At 70.0% G+C, this 18,603-nt stretch carries 16 protein-coding genes; 6 read left to right on the forward strand and 10 right to left on the reverse strand.

The window, feature by feature from the left end; genetic code table 11:
- Positions 1-94: 94 nt before the first annotated feature.
- The 3 genes from J2Y46_RS17115 to J2Y46_RS17125 all read right to left on the reverse strand — a co-directional run bounded on the left by J2Y46_RS17115 (position 95) and on the right by J2Y46_RS17125 (position 3,643).
- Positions 95-781, reverse strand: a complete 687-nt coding sequence (locus J2Y46_RS17115; RefSeq protein ID WP_310243853.1) for a DUF305 domain-containing protein — start codon at positions 779-781, stop codon at positions 95-97.
- 94 nt (positions 782-875) lie between these two features.
- Complete coding sequence (locus J2Y46_RS17120) at positions 876-2,783, reverse strand: hypothetical protein (RefSeq protein WP_310243855.1); 1,908 nt, start codon at positions 2,781-2,783, stop codon at positions 876-878.
- Positions 2,784-2,800: 17 nt separating this feature from the next.
- On the reverse strand, positions 2,801-3,643 hold the full coding sequence (locus J2Y46_RS17125; protein ID WP_045300319.1) for a hypothetical protein: 843 nt from the start codon (positions 3,641-3,643) through the stop codon (positions 2,801-2,803).
- A gap of 251 nt (positions 3,644-3,894) precedes the next feature.
- Between J2Y46_RS17125 and J2Y46_RS17130 the strand changes: the two genes are divergently transcribed.
- Entirely contained in the window at positions 3,895-5,334 is a 1,440-nt protein-coding gene (locus J2Y46_RS17130) for an APC family permease (protein WP_052676835.1), read from the forward strand.
- A complete protein-coding gene (locus J2Y46_RS17135; RefSeq protein ID WP_052676836.1) occupies positions 5,331-6,077 on the forward strand; it encodes an IclR family transcriptional regulator in 747 nt (248 codons plus the stop codon). Before J2Y46_RS17130 ends, J2Y46_RS17135 begins: the two co-directional genes overlap by 4 nt.
- Positions 6,078-6,227: 150 nt before the next feature.
- On the opposite strand, the gene J2Y46_RS17140 is transcribed toward J2Y46_RS17135, so the two are convergent.
- From J2Y46_RS17140 to J2Y46_RS17150, 3 genes are read right to left on the reverse strand one after another with little or no spacing between them, the layout of a single operon-like run.
- Complete coding sequence (locus tag J2Y46_RS17140; protein ID WP_157005579.1) at positions 6,228-6,866, reverse strand: DUF305 domain-containing protein; 639 nt, start codon at positions 6,864-6,866, stop codon at positions 6,228-6,230.
- Positions 6,867-6,911: 45 nt separating this feature from the next.
- Positions 6,912-8,966 carry a helicase HerA-like domain-containing protein gene (locus J2Y46_RS17145; RefSeq protein ID WP_084695647.1) on the reverse strand — a complete coding sequence of 685 codons (2,055 nt, stop codon included), beginning with the start codon at positions 8,964-8,966 and terminating at the stop codon, positions 6,912-6,914.
- A 4-nt stretch (positions 8,967-8,970) separates the two neighbouring features.
- Complete coding sequence (locus tag J2Y46_RS17150) at positions 8,971-9,636, reverse strand: phosphatase PAP2 family protein (RefSeq protein WP_045300323.1); 666 nt, start codon at positions 9,634-9,636, stop codon at positions 8,971-8,973.
- A 180-nt stretch (positions 9,637-9,816) separates the two neighbouring features.
- Here J2Y46_RS17150 and J2Y46_RS17155 point away from each other — a divergent pair, with 180 nt between their 5' ends.
- Positions 9,817-10,314, forward strand: coding sequence for a nitroreductase family deazaflavin-dependent oxidoreductase (locus J2Y46_RS17155; protein ID WP_310243870.1), 498 nt, complete (start codon positions 9,817-9,819; stop codon positions 10,312-10,314).
- A 7-nt stretch (positions 10,315-10,321) separates the two neighbouring features.
- Here the strand turns inward: J2Y46_RS17155 and J2Y46_RS17160 are convergent, their stop codons facing one another.
- Complete coding sequence (locus tag J2Y46_RS17160) at positions 10,322-11,677, reverse strand: multidrug effflux MFS transporter (protein ID WP_084695648.1); 1,356 nt, start codon at positions 11,675-11,677, stop codon at positions 10,322-10,324.
- Positions 11,678-12,065: 388 nt separating this feature from the next.
- On the opposite strand from J2Y46_RS17160, the gene J2Y46_RS17165 reads away from it, so the two are divergent.
- Both J2Y46_RS17165 and J2Y46_RS17170 read left to right on the forward strand, forming a co-directional pair.
- Positions 12,066-12,776 carry a DUF3105 domain-containing protein gene (locus J2Y46_RS17165; RefSeq protein ID WP_310243873.1) on the forward strand — a complete coding sequence of 237 codons (711 nt, stop codon included), beginning with the start codon at positions 12,066-12,068 and terminating at the stop codon, positions 12,774-12,776.
- 7 nt (positions 12,777-12,783) lie between these two features.
- Positions 12,784-13,458: a DUF305 domain-containing protein gene (locus J2Y46_RS17170; protein ID WP_310243876.1), complete on the forward strand. Its 675-nt coding sequence runs from the start codon at positions 12,784-12,786 to the stop codon at positions 13,456-13,458.
- Positions 13,459-13,541: 83 nt separating this feature from the next.
- Here J2Y46_RS17170 and J2Y46_RS17175 read toward each other — a convergent pair whose 3' ends face one another.
- From J2Y46_RS17175 to J2Y46_RS17185, 3 genes are all read right to left on the reverse strand, one after another.
- The gene (locus J2Y46_RS17175; RefSeq protein ID WP_045300329.1) at positions 13,542-14,519 is read right to left on the reverse strand and encodes a carbohydrate ABC transporter permease; all 978 of its coding nucleotides are present in this window, start codon (positions 14,517-14,519) and stop codon (positions 13,542-13,544) included.
- Positions 14,519-15,862, reverse strand: a complete 1,344-nt coding sequence (locus J2Y46_RS17180; protein ID WP_045300331.1) for a carbohydrate ABC transporter permease — start codon at positions 15,860-15,862, stop codon at positions 14,519-14,521. Before J2Y46_RS17180 ends, J2Y46_RS17175 begins: the two co-directional genes overlap by 1 nt.
- Before the next feature lie 93 nt (positions 15,863-15,955).
- Positions 15,956-17,299 (reverse strand): ABC transporter substrate-binding protein, encoded by a 1,344-nt coding sequence (locus J2Y46_RS17185; RefSeq protein ID WP_045300332.1) that lies wholly within the window; start codon positions 17,297-17,299, stop codon positions 15,956-15,958.
- Positions 17,300-17,542: 243 nt separating this feature from the next.
- On the opposite strand from J2Y46_RS17185, the gene J2Y46_RS17190 reads away from it, so the two are divergent.
- Positions 17,543-18,592: a LacI family DNA-binding transcriptional regulator gene (locus J2Y46_RS17190; protein WP_045300333.1), complete on the forward strand. Its 1,050-nt coding sequence runs from the start codon at positions 17,543-17,545 to the stop codon at positions 18,590-18,592.
- The last annotated feature ends 11 nt before the right edge of the window (positions 18,593-18,603 follow it).

An 18,603-nucleotide genomic window follows, 5' to 3' on the forward strand; every position in this document is an offset into this window, starting at 1 on the left:
TCGCCCCGCGTCGACGGGTCGGCCGCGGAATCCCCGGATCCGACCCGATGCGAATCGCCCGTCGAAGCCCGATCGGCCTGTTGAGCGACCGGGGTCACGACGCCTCGGCGAGCAGCGCGGTCATGGCGGCGACCTCGCGCTGCTGTTCGACGAGCACGTGCTTGCCGGAGTTGCGGACGAACGCGTTCGATCCCTCACGGACGGCGTTCTCCGCCATCTCGAGCGCACCCTCGTGGTGCGCGATCATCAGCTCGAGGAACATCCGGTCGGCGGCGACACCGTCGGCCGCGTCCAGTGCGGCCAGCTGCTCGGCGGTCGCCATGCCTTTCATCTGCATGTGCGCGTGATCTCCGCAGCCGGTCGGGATGGTACCGGCGGCGGCCTGGGCAGCATCGTGACCCTGGTGGCCGCCGGCCGACCCCTCGGCGGGAATGGCGCCGCGCCACGCGGTCTGCCAGGCACGCATCGTGTCGATCTCGGCGGTCTGGTCCGCGACGATGAAGTCGGCGAGCGCCCGTGTGCGCTCGCGCACACCGGGGGCGCCGAGCACCAGGCGGCTCAGCTCGAGCGCCTGCTCGTGGTGCGGGATCATGCCCTCGATGTAGCAGTGGTCCTCGAGGGTCGGGTAGGCGGCGGTGGCGGCATCCGTCATCGCTCCTGAGGCTGCCGCCTGCGGAGCCGAGTCCTCCGGCGTCGTCAGCGCGAGCGCGACGGCGGTGGCGCCGACGACCACGGTCGACAGGGCCAGCACGACGCCGAGCGCGGCGATGCGATTGCGCATCAGGTGTCCTTTCGGGTCGGATGCCGCGTCCCCGGCGGGTGCGCCGAGGGAGGGTCCCGCGGGACGGCGCCGGGCGCCGCCCCGCGGGAGCGGGTCAGGCGTGAGCCTTCAGGTTCTGCTGACGCCGCAGGTACCACGAGGTGCCGGCGAGGCCCGCGCCGGCGACCAGGAGCACGAGCCCCGAGAGCGCCCAGCGATTCGCGTCGGTGCCCGTGGTGGCCAGGGCGCCGAACACCGCTGCGGGCGACGCGGACGCCACGGTGAACGTGCCCTGCGCCACCGCCGACGAGGTCTGCCCGGTCAGCACGAGGGTGTGCTCTCCGGCCGGCGTGGCCGACGGGACGACGAACTGCGCGCTCACGACGCCCTCGCTGTCGGCGACGAACGTGCCGACAGCGACCGGGTCGGAGTGAAGCACGGCGCTCACCGTCTCGCCCGGGGTGAAGCCGGCGGCCGTGGCCGTCTGCGCGGCACCCGGAGCGACCTCGCCCGAGCCGAACGTCACGGAGGCCGGGGCCGGCGTGGCCCCATTCCCGTTGCCGTTGCCGTTGCCGTTGCCGTTCCCGTTCCCGTTCCCGTTCCCGTTGCCGTTCCCGTTCCCGTTGCCCGGCGTGGTCGGGGTCGCGGTCGGCGTCGGCTCACCCGTCGGCTCGGTCGTCGGGGTGGGCGTCGGCGACGCGGTGGGCGTCGGGGTGATGTTGGGGTTCGGAACGCCCCGCATGTCGCCGTTGACCCACTTGCGGCCCTCGGGGATGTTGGGGTTCTGCGCGGCGAAGTCGCGCGGGTAGAGGGTGAATCCCTGCCAGTGGATCGGCATGGGGCTCTGGTCCTCGTCCCGGTTGATGTGGTGGAAGCCCACGTTCACCCACGCCACCGGGTCCTCGAGCGTCTCGCCGTCGGCGATGTAGTCGGTGACCATCTGACCCGCCTTCGAGGGGATCAGGTTGTGGCTGGCGTGCACCTCATCGGACTTCGCCGAGGTGAAGGCGATGTCGAAGTCGGTCTCGGGGTTGAGGTTGTACGCCTGGTCGCGCGGCACGATGATCTCGTACGAGCGGGCGTGGCCGTCCGCGTTGAGGCTCTCCGGGTTCACGACCCGGTATGCCTCGCGGTTCGCGCCCATCGTCTTGGTCTCGTTCGTGATCTGGGTGAGCTGCGTCTCGAGGATCGCGGTGTGGCCGGTGTCGCCGGTCGTGCCGTACTCGCCCGTCGGCGTGGTCGCGAACTTCTCGACGACCTGGTTCGCGCCCGAGTCGATGCCGAAGTCCACGCGCCAGAACGCCGAGTGGTAGTGGTTGACCGCGAAGTCCTCCTGGCCTGGCGCGATCGGCCAGCCCTGGTTGACGACGTTCACGTAGTCATTGGGCGACAGGTCGCCGGTCGCGCCGAGGCGCACCGAGATCTCGCCGTCGTCGTGGAACCGGTACTCGGTCTGGTACTCGTACCAGCCGATCCGCGAGACCGTGTGCAGCACGAGGTCGGTGCCCTGCGCCGCGTACAGCGCGTCACGGGCGATGTTCGAGCGGTACGCGAGGCCCGAGTCCTCCTCGCCGATGCAGAGCGCGGGGATCGAGCCGCGGGTCGCGTCGACCCACGCGTTGAAGACCTCGCCCACCGGGCAGTCGACGGCCTCGATCGCCTGCAGGCGACGACCGCCGACCTGGTAGGTGGTGACGTCGTTGTACTCGGTGGCGCCCGTGTCGTACGGCACGTTGAGCTGCGCGAGCGCGATCGAGTCGAGCACGAGGATCGGCGCCGCGTCGTCGCGCGGCTGGTACGCGATCTTGTCGAGCACGAGGCCTCGGTAGGTGTCGAGGCGCCAGCACATCTGCCAGCTCGAGCCGGACTCCAGCGTCTCCGAGACGAGGGATTCGCCGGAGCAGGACGCCTCGGTGACGGTCTGCGCGGACGCCGCGACCGGCGCCGACAGCACGAGGCCGCCCGCGAGGAAGGCCATCGCGGTGCCCGCGCCGAGGAGCCGGCGGAGGGAGGTTCGTTTCATCGGGGGTGTCTCCATGGTCATGAGATGGACAGGACGGCACGCGTCGACAGGTTGACGACGTACGTGCTGGTGGTGAGGAAGGCGCCGCCGTCGACCTGGGCGAGCACCTGCACGCACCGGTCGACGCCGCACGATTCGGCGCCGAAGGATCCGGCATCCGTCACGAACGAGTGCGCGGTGAGGAGCACCTCGGCGGATGCCGGGGTCAGGACCGAGCCGCCGGTGAGTGCGGCGAACTCGTCGACCACGGGCTGCGCCGTGTCAGCGTCGAGCAGCAGCTCCCACGCGAACGAGGTCTCGGCATCGGTCGGCGCGGGCTGCGTGCCCGACGCACGGTCGACCGATTCGATCGCGCCGTTCGTGACGTTGACGATCATGCTTACCGTCTCGTTGGTGGCGTAGTCGTAGTACAGCGAGAGCAGCCGGCGGTGCCCGTCCGAGTACGCCTGCGGGTCGGCGACGTCGGTCGAGAGGAACTGCAGGCCAGGCTCGCCGAACAGGTCCTTGCCCGCGGCGAACGCGGGGTCCTGGGCGCCGAGGAAGCGCACGTACTCGACCTCGGCGCCGGTGAGCCCGTCATACGCGGCGGCGACGGTGGTCGGCTTCGAAACCTCCGTCGCCTTCTCGGGGGCGTCCTCGTCGGTGCTGTCGGCGGCGATGGGGGTGGACGCCGGCGATTCGGGAGACGAGGTCGCCTGCACGGCGGTCTGCGTCGCGAACACGAGGGCGACAGCCGCGGCGGTCGCGGCGAGCGCAGAGCCGATGCCCAGCGCACGGGGAGTGAGGAAACGGCCCCGCCTCGAGGGCCGCGGGTCCGAGGGCGGCGAGTCCCCCTCGGTGGAGAGCTGTTGTTCGGTCACAGGAGTCCTTTCGACGGCGAAGATGCGGCTCGCACCCGCATCGAGGCCGATTCTTGGACGCCGCCGTTTCCCGATGATTCAGGGCCGAGAACGTCGGGCGAAAACCTGGTGAGACGAGGGCGCGCGCCCGGCGCACTTCGTTCCCACGGCTCGTCACGCGGCCGAAACATGGCTCGTCGTTCCCGGCAACGCGCACCCGGTAGCGTCACGGCCAGCCGCATGGCGGCGAGCGCCGGAAGCGAGGAGGTCGCGTGAGCAGTGCACTCGCGGGCGCGATCGAGCGGGCTCGTCCGCGCAACGATCTCGGAGCCAGCTCTCCGTTCGCCGGACTCCGCCGACGCCACGCGCACACGATCGACGTGGTCGCGCAGTCCGTGGCGGCCACCGCTCCTGCCGGCGTGCTCCTGATCCATCCCGCCGCCGCCTTCGCACGAAGCGGCTCCTTCGCCTTCCTCGACATCGCGATCACGATCACCCTGGTGGTGGGCGTGGGCCTCGTGATCGGCATGTTCGCGCGACGCATCGTGAGCACCGGCTCCCTGTACACGTTCGCGGTACGCGGGCTCGGCTCCCACGCGGGTCTCGTCACCGGGGCAGCGCTGGGGATCGGCTACCTCGCCGTGGCGATGAACACGCTCACCTCGGGGTCCACACGGCTCGCGAACATCCTCAGCGGAGGCGATGCGCCCCCGTGGCTCGTGATCGCCCTCATCGCCGGGTTCGGGGCGGTCATCGCCTTCGTCGTCGCCCGTGGATTGCGCATGTCGACGCGCGTGCTGCTGGTGCTCGAGTCGATCGCCGTCGTGACCGTGCTATGCCTCTCCATCGCCGCGCTCAGCCTCACCCGCTGGGACGTCGGTCTGCTCATCCCTCGCGCCCCGGATGTGTCGCTCGAGGCGATCATCACCGGCGTCGCCTTCGCCCTGATCGGCTTCGTCGGATTCGAGAGCGGCGCCGCGCTCGGCCCCGAGACCCGTCGCCCGTTCGCCGCCGTCCCCCGCGCGATCATGGTGAGCGTCGGCGCCACGGGGCTCGTGATGCTCGTCGGCACCGCGGCGCAGCTGTCGATCGTCGCAGAGCGCCCGGGTGCGGCTTCCCTCGCGTCCGTCACCGGACTCGCGACCCTCATCGACGTGATCGTCGCGATCTCGTTCCTCGCGTGCGCGCTCGCCATGACCAACGCCGCGACGCGATTGGTCTTCGCGATGAGCCGCGAGGGGCTGATGCCCGCGGCGTTCGGGCGCGTGTCGCGGCGCGGGGTGCCGGCGATCGGCGGCGTACTGCTTGCTTCTGCGGTCACGCTGGTGCCGGTCGCGATCCTCGCGTGGGGAGGCAGCCGACAGGACATGCGCATCGTCACCTCGCCGGCGTCGATCCTCGGCTTCGTGCTCGCCTACGCGCTGGTGTGCGCGGCGGCTCCGGTGTTCCTCGCTCGGATCGGCGAGCTCACCGTCCGGGCGGTCGTGCTCAGCGTCGGTCCGCTCGCGGGGCTGCTGTGCGTGCTGGGCTTCTACCTCGCCGCGACGCTGCGCGACAATCCGGCGGGTCTGCTGTGGTCCGTGGGCATCCTCGCCGCGGTCGTGGTGGCCGGTTCGGTCCGCCTGGCGCGCCATCCCCGTGTGGCCGCCCGCGTCGGCGTGCACGACTGGCCGACCGACGCCGACTGCATCGACGGGCCGGCGCGGACGTGAACGGCGCGGGCCTCGCGGGCGACACCCGCCTGCCGGAGAAGGGTCTGGGCCTGGCTCTCGAGATCCTCGAGCAGGTCGCCCGCGACGACCGCGGCGCCTCGGCGGCCGAGATCGCCCGTGCCGTCGGCGCGCCCCGCGCGACGGTGTACCGCGTGGTCAACTCGCTCGTGCGCGACGAGTATCTCGTGCGTCGCGGCGACTTCTCGGGGTTCCTGCTCGGAACGCGCGTGCTGGAGCTCGCCGCGATCGTGGGCGCGCGCACCCGGCCCGAGCACGCGGCGGTGGTGGCCCGGCTGCGCGACGACACCGGCGAGGCCGTGCACCTGTTCGCCTTCCACCGCTCGGGCCTGATGGTCCTCGACGAGGACGAGTCCCAGCCGCTGTCGGACCGCGACGCCCTCCTCGCCGATCCCACGCGCTCGGCGATCGGACATCTCTGGCTCGTCGCGCACCCGGACCGTCGGATGCCGCAGGCGCCGAACTGGCGCGTCGCCCCGCCCGCGGACGACGTGCGCGCGATCCACGAGGCGTACGCCGTCCGCGGCTACACCGAGCAGGCCGCCCTGCTCACCTCCGATCGCGGCTGCCTCGCGGTCCCGATCCACGACGACGCGGCCCGTCCGATCGGGGCGGTGACGCTGTCGACCTCGATCTCGCGCCTCTCCGTGGCGGCCCGTCACGTCGGCGCGCTGCGTGACGCCGCGCGCGCGCTCGCTCCACTCGGCTCGCTCAGCGGCTGGTGACGTCGCGCCTCACCGCTTCAACAGGTCAACCGGGCTTGCCCCCGACCGGAACGCGTTCCCCCGTCATGCAGAGACCCGGTTGACCTGTCGGAGGAGGGGGAACACGGATGCTGTGGACCGCTGCATCCGCGCGAACCCGAGCGGAGGTGATCACGGCAGGGCGTCGAGGATGCCCTGCAGCGTCTCCTGGTCGGCCTCGGCCTGCTTCAGCACCTCTTCGGCCGATCCGGCTACAGCCGGATGCGGGTCGCCCTCGAGGATGAGCGTGACCAGCGCGATCATCCCGGCATTCTGCGCCTGGAGGATCTCTGCGAAGCGGCGCTCGGCATCGGGGTGCTGCGCGTCGACGAACCCCTGCAGAATGCTCCACGACGGCATGCCGGGCATCTGCGCGTGGTCGGCGCCGTGGCCGCCGCACGGCCCGTCGGCCGGCGGCTCGGCAGGACGCGCATCCGCCCATGAGAGGTACCACGCCCGCAGGTCTTCGAGCTCGTCTTCGCTGCGCGCCGCGATGCCGGTGGCGAACCCGCTCGCCCCGGCGTCGATCCCCTGCTTGCGCAGCAGGGTGTCTGCGAGTTCCTGCTCCTTGACCCGGTAGTAGATCATCGCCTCGACGTAGCAGTAGTCGTCGGCCGTCACCGGTGCCGTGGGCGACGCCGAGGGCGACGAGGACGCCGAGGGCGCTGCATCCGTGTTCCCGGCCGTTGCGGCGATCGCAAGCCACACGCCGACCCCCGCCGTCGCCAGCGCGAGCGTCAGCGCGACGACGAGAACCACTGTGCGGCGCACGCGAGACCTTCCGGATCGGGAGCGATCCGCCGGGGTCGGGATGCGTCAGCGCTTGCCGGTGCCGAAGATCCCGCGGATCACCCCACCCAGTATCGTCTGGGTCGACTTCGAGTTGAGAATCTGCTCGATCGGCGATTTCTGGGCCGACCGCGACGTGCGCGTCGTGCCGGCCGTCTTCTTGAGCAGACGCTCGTACTCCTGCTGCGCCTTCTTCTCGGCCGCAGCGCTGGCCCTGTCGGCCGCGGCCTGCTGCTTGTCGATCGCGGCCTTCTGCTTCGCATACTCGGCGTCGGCCTTCGCCTTCGCCAGAGCAGCGTCCTCGGCGGCGGCCGCGTCGTCGGCGGCCTGCATCTTCTTCGCGAGGATCTCGCGCGCCGACTCCCGGTCGATCGCCGTGCCGTACTCGGCCAGGAGGGGCGACGCGTTCACGGCCGCGACGATCGCCGGCTCCGGCGTCGGCGACATGAGCCCCTGCGGCGCGCGCAGCCGCGTCCAGGCGACCGGCGTCGGTGCGCCCTTCTCGCTCATCACGGTGACGATCGCCTCCCCCGTGCCGAGCTCCTGCAGCACCCGCTCGAGGTCGTAGCCCGACTTCGGGTAAGTGCCGACGGTCGCGCGCAGCGCCTTGGCATCGTCGGGTGTGAAGGCGCGAAGGGCGTGCTGCACGCGCGAGCCGAGCTGGCCGAGCACGTCGGACGGCACGTCCTTCGGAGTCTGCGTCACGAAGAAGACGCCGACGCCCTTCGAGCGGATGAGTCGCACCGTCTGCACGATCGCCGCGAGGAAGTCCTTCGAGGCGTCCTTGAACAGCAGATGCGCCTCGTCGAAGAAGAACACCAGCTTCGGCTTGTCGGCGTCCCCCACTTCGGGGAGGATCTCGAACAGCTCGGCCAGCAGGTACATCAGGAACGTCGAGAACAGCGCCGGCTTGTCGATGACTCCGGGCACCTCGAGCAGGCTGATGACGCCGCGGCCGTCGGGCGCCGTGCGGATGAAATCGGCGACGTCGAACTCGGGCTCGCCGAAGAACACGTCGGCTCCGGCATCCGCGAAGGTGATGAGCTCGCGCAGGATCACGCCGGCCGTCGCCGCCGACAGGCCACCGAGCTCCTTGAGTTCGGCCCTGCCCTCGTCGCTCGTGAGGTGCGTGAGCACGGCGCGCAGGTCCGACAGGTCGACGAGCGCCAGGCCGTTCGCATCGGCGTAATGGAACACGAGGCCGAGGCTCGACTCCTGCGTGTCGTTGAGGCCGAGCACCTTGCTGAGCAGCAGCGGGCCGAAGCCCGACACCGTCGCCCGAACCGGCACGCCTTTTCCGACGCCGCCCAGCGCGAAGTACTCGGTGACGGATGCCTCGGGCTTCCAGTCCTGACCGATCGCCTGTGTGCGGGCGAGGAGCTTCTCGCTGGGTTCCCCGGGCGTCGCGACGCCCGACAGGTCGCCCTTGATGTCGGCGGCGAACACGGGCACGCCCTTCGCCGCGAGCTGCTCGGCGAGCCCCTGAAGCGTGCGCGTCTTGCCCGTGCCGGTCGCGCCCGCGACGAGCCCGTGGCGGTTCATCATCGGCAGCGGGATGCGGATCTGCGCCGCGGGGACGGGGTCTCCGTTGAGAAGGGCGCCGAGATCGAGGGTCGCGGTCGCCGGGTCGAAGGTGTACCCGGTCCGCACCTTCTCGACCTCTTGTTCGGTGAGAGGGCCGTGTTGCGTCTGCTGCGGGGTTGATCCGCTCGGAGTCTGTTCCCGCGCGGTCGATTCCGAGGCGGGCGCTCGCGCAGGCCCCTGAGCCTGCGACCCCTCCCCCGTCGCCGTCCTTATTTGAGGATCTGAGCCGAATTGAGCAGCCGCGCCTCCGGAAGCTCCCGCCTTCCCGCTCTCGTCCTCAGATGAGGATGCGTCGGGCGCGGGTGCACCGGTCGCCCTGGCCTTCGCGGCCGACGCCTCCGCAGCGGCGAGCGCGGCCTTGGCCTGAGCGGCCTTCAACTGTGCCTCCGCGGCCTCGGCCTCGGCGCGAAGTCGCGCGAGTTCCGCCTCGGCGGCGGCGACGGCCGGATCGGACGCCGTGGAGTCGGACGCGGGCGGATCGGGCACGGCGGAGGTCATGCGCTCAGCCTAGCCACGGGCGTTTCGCCGAGGCAGCCATCCCCTCCCGTGCCATCGGAACCGCGAACGCCGCCGCCACGATCAGCGCCGCCCCGGCGCCGAGCAGTGCGCCGCCGACCGTGTCGCTCAGCCAGTGTGCGTGAAGGTAGGTGCGGCTGAAGGCCATGAGCACGACCCACGCAGCACCCACGACAGCTACCCACACGCGCGGGAAGATGACCACCGCGGCGACCGCGATCGTGGCGGCGTTGGTCACATGCCCCGACGGGTATGAACCGTAGTCCGAGACGACGAGGATGTCTTCGGGGCGCACGCGGCCGAACACGTGCTTCAGCACCTGCACACCCGCTGCCGACACCGCCTCAGCGGCGAGGAAGTACGCGGCCGCCCACGGCCGCCGCAGTACGACGAGCGCGATCGCACCGCCGATGGGCACCGCGAGGACGCCGACCCACCCTCCACCCAGGAAGTTCATGACCTGGGAGAACCCGGTCAGTGCCGGATGCCACAGCTCGGCCACGAGCAGATTCCACGCCGTGTCGATGGCGAACGGCTCGTCGCCGCGCGCGAGGATCCACCAGCCCAGCAGGCACGACAGCAGGACCAGGGTCGATCCCACCGCCAGGTAGGCGATGACCGGAGCGGCCACCCGCCGCTGGACTGTCGTCATCGCCCCATTCTGCCCGGAGGGCTCGTCCGCACCACCCCCTTGCGGACCGGCGCGCCGCATGCCAGAACCCGGCGACCACAGACGTCGGCTCGGCGCAGACGCGCGGACACCGGGTGGGCAGAATCGGGCGGCCGTCCGGTGCTATCGTGCGGTTTCATCCGCGAGCACGAGGGGGTCCCGATGGCATCGGTGGTCGATGTGGTGCGCCGGCTCATCGCACCGCTCACCCGCACGAGGGTGTTCCGCCGCGTGATCGGCCCCGCGTTCTTGCCGCCGGTCGAGCGGTTCGTCGCCTGGGTGTCGCGAGGACGCGTGCAGGTGAGCGCCCTGCTGGTGCCGTCGCTCGTGCTCCACACCGTCGGCGCGAAGTCCGGCGAGCCGCGGGACGTGCCGCTCATGTACACGCCCGACGGGCACGGTCGCGCCATCGTGGCCGGCACGAACTTCGCCGGAGCCCACCATCCGGCATGGACCGCGAACCTGCTCGCCCACCCCGACGCCGCGATCACCGTGCGCGGGCAGCGCATGCCCGTCCGCGCCACGCCGGTTCCCGCGTCCGAGCGCGACGCAGTGTGGGAGCTCATCGAGGCCCAGTGGCCCGGCTACCGCAACTACGAGCGCGAGTCCGGGCGCACCGTCCGGCTCTTCCGCCTGCAGCCCGTGCGGCCGCCTGCCTGACGCCGGCTCAGGGCGCGAGGCGCTCCACCGTGCGCGGGCGCACGACGAACCACAGCGCCAGCACGCCGATGACGGCGCACCCGACCATGACCGCCGCCATCGTCGTGGCGGTGATGCCGGCGTCCTTCGCGATCCATCCCACGAGGGGCGAGATCAGGCCCGCGACGCCGAAGTTCGTCGCGCCGATGATCGACTGCGCGGTGCCCGCGGCCTTGCCGTGGCGGTCGAGCGCCAGCACCTGCACGCAGGGGAACGTGAAGCCGCACGCCGTCATGAAGACGAAGAGCGGCACGATCGTGCCCCACAGGCCCAGGCCCATCTGGTCGGTGACGATGATGGCGGATGCTGCGACCACGAGCACCGCGGTCGACCAGGCCATGACCCACTGCGGGCCGAAACGTGCCGCCAGACGCGAAGCGGTCTGCACGCCGACGACGACGCCGAGGGAGTTGACGGCGAACATGAGCCCGTACTGCTGCGCGGAGAGGCCGTAGCTCAGCTGGAAGAGGAACGACGAGCTGGACAGGTACGAGAACAGGCCCGAGAAGGTCATGCCGCCGATGATGAGCACGCCGATGAAGACGCGGTCGCCGAAGACGCTCCGGTAGCGCTGCCAGACGGTCGTGGCGCCCTTGTCGTGGCGACGCGCGGGCGGCAGCGTCTCGGGGAGCAAGACGATCGACGCGACGAGCATGACCGCGCCATACACCGCGAGGACGACGAAGATCCCCCGCCACGGCATGACAGCGAGGAGGGCCGAGCCGACGAGCGGCGCGAGCACCGGGGCGACGCCCGACACGAGCGCGAGCCGCGAGAGCATGACGACCAGGCGGCGGCCGCCGAACAGGTCGCGGACGATCGCGGCGGCGACGACGCCACCGGCCGCGGCGCCGGCACCCTGCAGCACGCGGGCCACCGACAGCAGTTCGAGCGTGGGCGCGAGCGCCGCGCCGACGCTGGCCACGACGTGCAGCGCGGTCACCGACAGCAGGGGGATGCGCCGACCGACCTTGTCGCTCAGCGGGCCGACGATGAGCTGTCCCAGGGCGAAGCCGATCATCGTACCCGTGAGGGTCAGCTGGATCATCGCGGCTGTGGTCTGGAAGTCCGCCTCGAGCACCGGGAACGCCGGCAGGTAGAGGTCGATCGTGAACGGGCCGAGCGCGGTGAGCGCGCCGAGCAGCACGATGTAGAGGACCCGGCGGCGGTGCGGGATCGAATCGCCCGGGTGGAGCACGATCGGCGCGGTGGCCGGGTTGCTGCCGAGCGTGCGGATGGCGCCCGTGGCCGTGGGCTGCGGCTTGGGTGGGGCGGGGAGGTGGGCTTCGGGCTTCTGCGTGGGGATGGAGGCGGTGTCGAGCAACAGTGGACTTCGTTTCGTGGCAAGGGGTTCGACGGGGCGGTGGGCGAGGCGGAGCGGCGTCGACACCGGCTGGGCCGGTCTGGGCGCGCAGGGAGGAACGGACCGAGATGACGCGGGTCGTCCGGCGCTGCCGATCGGCACCGGGGCCCGCACGATAGACCGAGAAGGTCGAATCGATTCGAGTACCCATGATAACGGATGCCTCCGCCCTGCCCGCAAGCGGTATCCCGTGGCCGTGCCGGGGGCGGGCCACGGCGGCGCTGTCGGCTCCTTCCCAGGGGGCCGACTCATGCACTCGCATAGGATGAGGACAACCCGTCAGCCGCTCTCGAGCGGTTCGCGCCGGGCGCGGCATCCCCCTGTTCATCGATTGGCAGAGATCACGAGCATGACCCCGACCCCCGACGACAAGCGTAAGAGCGGCAACCCCGCCACCCAGGCGAAGATCGACCTCACGGTCAAGCAGCAGCGTGAGCAGAAGCGCCAGGAGAAGCTCGCGGAGTACCAGAAGCAGCTCGCCAAGCGCAAGCGCGGCAAGCTCGTGTGGTGGATCGTCGGCTCGACCGCCGCCGTGCTGGTCGTCGCGGCGATCGTCGCATCGATCGTCTTCGCGCCGGCTCCCGCCCCGTCGTACGCTCGCGGTGACAGCGACGGCAGCGGCATCGAGGGCGTCGAGACGTTCACGAACACGGCGAACCACGTCGAGGGCGCAGTCGACTACCCGCAGTCTCCCCCGGCCGGCGGCGACCACAACGCCATGTGGCTCAACTGCGGCGTGTACACGGAGCCGGTTCCGAACGAGAACGCCGTACACGCGCTCGAGCACGGCGCGGTATGGGTCACGTACGACCCCGCGCAGGTGTCCGCCGACGACATCGCGAAGCTCGAGGGCGAGCTGCCCTCGACCTACACGGTGCTCTCGCCCTACAACGACATGGACACCCCCATCGCCCTCAGCGCATGGAACGCGCAGCTCAAGATCGACTCCGCCGACGACGAGCGCATCGAGGAGTTCATCAAGGCGTACTGGAAGAGCACCAACGCCCCCGAGCCGAACGCCGCCTGCACCGGCGCGTACGACGCCCCCGGCAAGAAGTAGGCCGCGCGTGTCGGACGAGCCCTCGGCGGGAAGCGCCCGGCGATGGTTCGTCATCGCCGTCGCGCTCATCCTCATCGCGGGCCTCGCGTTCGCGGTGGGACGCTTCTCGACGTTCGGCTCACAGGCGGCCGTGTCGAGCCCGGGCACGAACTCGCCTGAGGCCGGGTTCTCGCGCGACATGCAGGTGCACCACGCTCAGGCGATCGAGATGGCGATGGAGATCTACCGCCAGACCGACGACGACGAGCTTCGCGTGCTCTCGTACGACATCGCGACGGGTCAGGCCGGCCAGCGCGGCGAGATGTTCGACTGGCTCGTGCGGTGGGGTCTCCCGCAGTCCGGCGGACCGATGATGCAGTGGATGGACGCCTCCGACGCGGACCACACGCACGGCGGCACGTCCGCCGAGCCGATGAGCGACGAAGAGGCCCACGAAGCGATGGGGATGGCGTCGGCCGACGAGATCGCCGCGCTCAAGGCGGCGACAGGCGTGGCGGCGGACTGCCAGTTCCTGACGCTGATGATCCGCCACCACGAGGGCGCCATCCCGATGGCGGAGGCCCTCCTCGAGCTCGGCACCGACGCTCGCGCCCTCGAGGTCGCGACCGCGATCAAGAACGGTCAGACGGCCGAGATCGACGCGATGCAGTCGATCCAGGCGCGGCTCGGCTGCACCGGCTGACGCCGAAACGAGAGCGCCACCAGAAACGGATGCCGCGGGCCTGCGTGAGACGCAAGCCCGCGGCATCCGTTGTCTCTTGTCGATCAGCCCTTCGTCGCGCCGGCCATGAGCCCGCGCACGAAGAACCGCTGCAGCGCGAGGAACACGATGATCGGCACGAACAGCACGAGGAACGCACCGGCCGACACGAGGAACCATTGGTTGCCCCAGGTGCCGGACAACGAGTTCAGCGTCTGCGTCATCGGCAGCGATGTCGTCGGGGCGAAGATCGTCGCGACGAGCAGGTCGTTCCACACCCAGATGAACTCGAGGATGGCGAACGACGCCAGCGCCGGCGTCGCGAGCGGCAGGATGATCCGGAAGAAGATCTGCCCGTGACCTGCGCCGTCGACGCGCGCCGCCTCGATGACGTCGGACGGGATCTCGGCGATGAAGTTGTGCAGCAGGAAGATCGCCAACGGCATCGCGAAGATGACGTGGGCGATCCACACCGTCGCGAAGCTGTGGTCGACCTCCCGCATCTCCAAGCCAGGGAAGATCTGCACGTCGCCGATCTCGAGCCCCCTCGAGAACAGGCTCAGCAGCGGAACGAGCGCCATCTGGATCGGGACGATCTGGAGCGCGAACACCGCGACGAACAAGAAGCCACGGCCCTTGAAATCCATCCACGCGAACGCGTACGCAGCGAGCGACGCAACGGCGAGGGCGAAGATCGTGACCGGAATCGTGATCGCGAGCGAGTTGAGGAAGGACTCGCCGAGCGTCAAGGCGGTGCCACCCGACGTGAGCGCGGCCTGATAGTTGCCGAGAGTGAAGTCGGGGTTGGTGAAGACCGTCCACCAGCCCGTCGTCGCCGAGTCCGCGCCCGGCCGGAACGACGTGATGAGCAGGCCGAGCGTCGGGATCGTCCACAGGAAGGCGATCGCCACCGCAAGGATGGTGGCCAGGGGCGACGTCAGCCGCTTGTGCGCGAGCGCCTCGTTGCGGCGCGTCTCGCGCGCGACCCTGCGCGCCTCGGCCTTGGTGTTCTGCGGCGTGGTCTTGGAGTCGACGGCAGTCATCACCGCACCTCCCTCTGCTTGCGCAACTGCAACACGTTGTAGACGATCAGCGGCGTCACGAAGACGAAGATCAGCACGGCGAGCGCCGCGGAGTGGCCGTAGCTCTGGAACCGCTGCTGCTGGTTGACCATCTCGAAGCCCAGCACGGTCGAGTTCGCCCGTCCGCCCGTCATCACCGCCACGATGTCGTACAGCTTCAGGGCTGCGATCGTGACGGTCGTCAGGACGACGATGATCGACGTTCGGATGCCCGGCACCGTCACGTTGATGAACCGCTGCCAGGCCGACGTGCCGTCCAGCTGTGCAGCCTCCAGCTGCTCCACCGGCACCGCCTTCATCGCCGCCGAGAGCACGACCATGGCGAAGCCGGTCTGTGCCCAGACGAACGCGAACAGCAGGCAGAACGTGTTGACCAGCGGCCAGATGTCGAGCCATGGCACCGGCTGGCCGCCGAAGGCCACCACGATCGCGTTGAGGGTGCCGATCTGCTCGCCCTGCCGATAGTCGTAGACGAACTTCCAGATGAGGCTGATGCTCACCGGCGCGATCGCGAAGGGCATGAAGACGAGCAGCTTCAGCAGCCGCTCACCACGCGCCCGCTCCATGAAGGCCGCGTACGCCAGGCCGACGACGGTCGCGAAGATCGGGGCGAAGATCGCCCAGATGAGCGTATTGATGATCGACCAGAACCCCTGAGGGTTCGTGAAGGCCCAGACGTAGTTCTCCAGCCCGACGAAGTTCTCGCCGGTCTTGTCGAAGAACGACTGCACGATGGTCGCGATGCTCGGATACACCAGACCCACGAGGATCGCGATCGCGGCCGGCGCCATGAACAGCGTCAGCTGGTACATGTAGCCGGCGCCCTGGCTCGCGCGGTAGTCGGCCCAGAAGAGCAGGCCGCCGGCGACGAGGGCGATGGCGATCACGTAGATCACGGCGCCCTGGTAGGGCCGCAGCAGCATGAATGCGAGGAACGGGATCGCGAAGCACGAGATGAGCCGCAGCCAGAAGTAGCCTCTGCCGGCGCGCGGAGCGAACTCGATGAGCACGAGCAGGATGCCGACCACGGCGGCGAAGACGATCAGGACGATGGGGATCTGGACGATCGGACCCAGGTTGCCGATCCACTGGAAGAACGAGTTGTACGAGAAGCCCAGCGAGACCGGCCGCGCGTCCGGGTTGGGAGGGCTGAGGAGGAGGAAGATCACCAGCGCTGCGATCAGGATCAACCCGATCGCGACGCCGAGTCGCGTGGTCCGCCGCGACGGAGGTTTCCTTCCTCCGCGTTCCGGTGGCGACGCGCCCTGCTCCTGGTCGGCCGCCGATGTTGTGGTCTGAGACATGTTCTGCCTTCCCCCGTCGACCTCGACGGATGAATCACCCCGGCGCCGGGGCCGCACGTCGCCCGCGCGGACCCGGCACCAGGATGCGGTGGATCAGTCTTGATATCCCGCCTGGATATCGCTCAGGACCTGCGGCGTCGGCTTGCCGTCGATCCAGTCGACCATGCCGCGCCAGAACGAGCCCGAACCGACGGTCGCCGGCATCAGGTCGGAGGCGTCGAAACGGAACACGGTGTTCGGGTCCTGGACGATCTGCATCGCCTCAGTGAGGAACTCGCTCGACGCCAGTGTCGGATCGGCACCGGTGTTGGCCGAGATCGCGCCGCCGAGCTTCACCCGCGCGTCGGCGAATTCCGGCGTCGACATGTACTCGAGCACCTGCTGTGTAGCGGCATCGTCCGAGAACGGTGTGACGAACTCGCCACCGCCCTCGACCGCGAGCTCGCCTTCCTTCACGCCGGGGAGGATGAACGCGTAGATGTCACCGTCCGGCGCGATCGTCGGCGTCTGTCCGTCCGCGGTCTGCGCGGTGAGGAAGTTCGCCGTGAGGAACGAGCCCTGGTGCGTGAGCGCGCAGGTTCCGTTGGCCACCGCAGCTGCGATCGGGTCGCCGAACGCCGTCGGGTTGATGCTCTTGACATCGCCGAAGCCGGCGTTGACGTAGTCGGGGTTCAGCAGGATCTCGCCGACCGAGTCGAACGCGGCCTCGATGTCGGGGTCGGTGAACGGGGTGTCACCGGCGGCCCAGCTGTCGTAGACGTCGGCGCCGGCCTGACGCAGGACGAGGTCCTCCACCCAGTCCGTTCCCGGCCATCCCGATGCCGCCTCGGAGAAGAACCCGGCGCACCACGGGGGCTCGCCGGTCTTCTCCCGGATCGTGTCGGTGAGGGTGAGGAGTTCGTCCCAGGTCGTCGGCACCTCGACGCCCCACTCCGCGAAGCTCTTCGGCGAGTAGTACACGTAGCCCTTGAGGTTCGCGAGCATCGGCGCGGCGTAGAACGTGCCGTCGAGCGATCCGTAGTCCTTCCACGCGGGCGCCCAGTACTTGTCCACGTTCGCCTCGACCTCGGAGGTGCCTTCCTTGACCTCTCCGGTCTCGATCAGCGATCGCAGCAGGCCGGGCTGGGGGACGATCGCGATGTCAGGAGCGGAGCCACCCGCCACCTTCGTGACGATGTTGCCCTCGAATCCCTTGTCTCCGGTGTAGTTGACGGTGATACCGGTGTCCTTTTCGAACTGCTCGAACGACTTCTGGAGGTTGTCGGCCTCCGAGCCGGTGATGCCGCCGGCGATCTCGACGGTCTCTCCTTCGACCGAGCCGCTGTCGCCGCCGTCGTCGCCGCCGCCCTCGGCGCATCCGGCGAGTGCGAGTGCCGCGACGGCCGTCAGTCCCAGCGCGATGTAGCCGTGCCGACGACGTGATCGCAGTGCAGTCATGTGTCTGCCTCCTCTTTGAGTTCGCGGAGCCACGCCTCTCGGGCTCCGCAGATGTGAGATCGGGAACCGATTCCATGCTCAAACTAGGGGATGGCGCAAGAGCGCACAATGACCGCGGATCACAACTCGGTAAACCACGCACCCAGGGTGGCGCACGGAAAGCGATCACGGCACAATGACCCCTGGAACCGGTTCCAGAATCCCGGGTGACGAGGGCGTTCCCGGGACCGCGAGGAGGACCCGATGGCGGGCATCGCCGATGTTGCGCGAGCGGCAGGCGTCTCGAAGTCGACGGCTTCGCGTGCGCTCACCGGTTCCGGGTACGTCTCGGCCACCACCCGGCAGCGCGTGAGGGATGCCGCCGCCGCCCTGGGGTACGTTCCCACGACGAGCGCCGTGAGCCTGGTGACCGGACGTACGCAGACCGTGGGCGTCGTCATGCCGTCGCTCGACCGCTGGTTCTTCGCCCAGGTGCTGGAAGGCATCCAGGATGCGCTGCTCGAACGTCGATACGACCTCGCCCTCTACGGAGCACCGCCCGAGTCCTCCGCGCGCCGCGAGATGTTCGAGCACTTCCTCGCGCGCAAGAGGTTCGACGGGCTCATCGCGGTCGGCATCGAACCCAGTGCGCACGAGCTCGAGCGGCTCGTGGAATTCGGCAAGCCGGTCGTGGCGGTGGGCGGCTACGGCATCGGCACGAACGCGGTCTCCATCGACGACCACGCGGCCGCCCGCATCGCCACCGACCACCTCGTCGGCCTGGGCCACCGCGAGATCGTCTTCCTCGGCGGCGACCCCGACGGGCGCCGCACGAGCTTCGGCGACGGCAGGCGCCTGGACGGCTACCTCTCGGCGATGGGCGAGGCCGGGCTCGAGGCATCCGTCCGCCATGTCCAATCCGAGGTGACGATGCCCGGCGGGTACGGCGCGGCCGTCGAGCTGCTCGGCGACCGCCGCACCCGGCCGACGGCGATCGTCGGGGTGTGCGACGAGGTCGCCGTCGGGGCGATCATCGCCGCGCGACGGCTCGGGATCCGTGTTCCGGAGCGGCTCAGCGTGGTCGGCATCGACGACCACGCCTACGCCGAGATGTTCTCTCTCACCACCCTGCAGCAGCGACCGCACCAGCAGGGGCGCGCCGCCGTGCAGCTGCTCATGTGGCAGCTCGACGACCCCGACGCCCCCACGCACCGCCTGTACGAGTCGTCACCGCTCGTGGTGCGCAACTCCACCGCCCCCGTCGACGACGACGCCTCCGCGATCATCGGCGTCGGCCCGCTCGGCACCGGCTGAAGGCCGCGGGC

Source organism: Microbacterium sp. BE35, from assembly GCF_031457705.1.
In the GTDB taxonomy this organism is placed as follows: Bacteria; Actinomycetota; Actinomycetes; order Actinomycetales; family Microbacteriaceae; genus Microbacterium; species Microbacterium trichothecenolyticum.

Coding starts and splice junctions, on each gene's coding strand:
- J2Y46_RS17175 (WP_045300329.1), bottom strand. CDS start 14,519: ATGACTGCCGTCGACTCCAAGACCACGCCGCAGAACACCAAGGCCGAG.
- J2Y46_RS17120 (WP_310243855.1), bottom strand. CDS start 2,783: ATGAAACGAACCTCCCTCCGCCGGCTCCTCGGCGCGGGCACCGCGATG.
- J2Y46_RS17165 (WP_310243873.1), top strand. CDS start 12,066: ATGACCCCGACCCCCGACGACAAGCGTAAGAGCGGCAACCCCGCCACC.
- J2Y46_RS17185 (WP_045300332.1), bottom strand. CDS start 17,299: ATGACTGCACTGCGATCACGTCGTCGGCACGGCTACATCGCGCTGGGA.
- J2Y46_RS17155 (WP_310243870.1), top strand. CDS start 9,817: ATGGCATCGGTGGTCGATGTGGTGCGCCGGCTCATCGCACCGCTCACC.
- J2Y46_RS17180 (WP_045300331.1), bottom strand. CDS start 15,862: ATGTCTCAGACCACAACATCGGCGGCCGACCAGGAGCAGGGCGCGTCG.
- J2Y46_RS17145 (WP_084695647.1), bottom strand. CDS start 8,966: ATGACCTCCGCCGTGCCCGATCCGCCCGCGTCCGACTCCACGGCGTCC.
- J2Y46_RS17115 (WP_310243853.1), bottom strand. CDS start 781: ATGCGCAATCGCATCGCCGCGCTCGGCGTCGTGCTGGCCCTGTCGACC.
- J2Y46_RS17190 (WP_045300333.1), top strand. CDS start 17,543: ATGGCGGGCATCGCCGATGTTGCGCGAGCGGCAGGCGTCTCGAAGTCG.
- J2Y46_RS17150 (WP_045300323.1), bottom strand. CDS start 9,636: ATGACGACAGTCCAGCGGCGGGTGGCCGCTCCGGTCATCGCCTACCTG.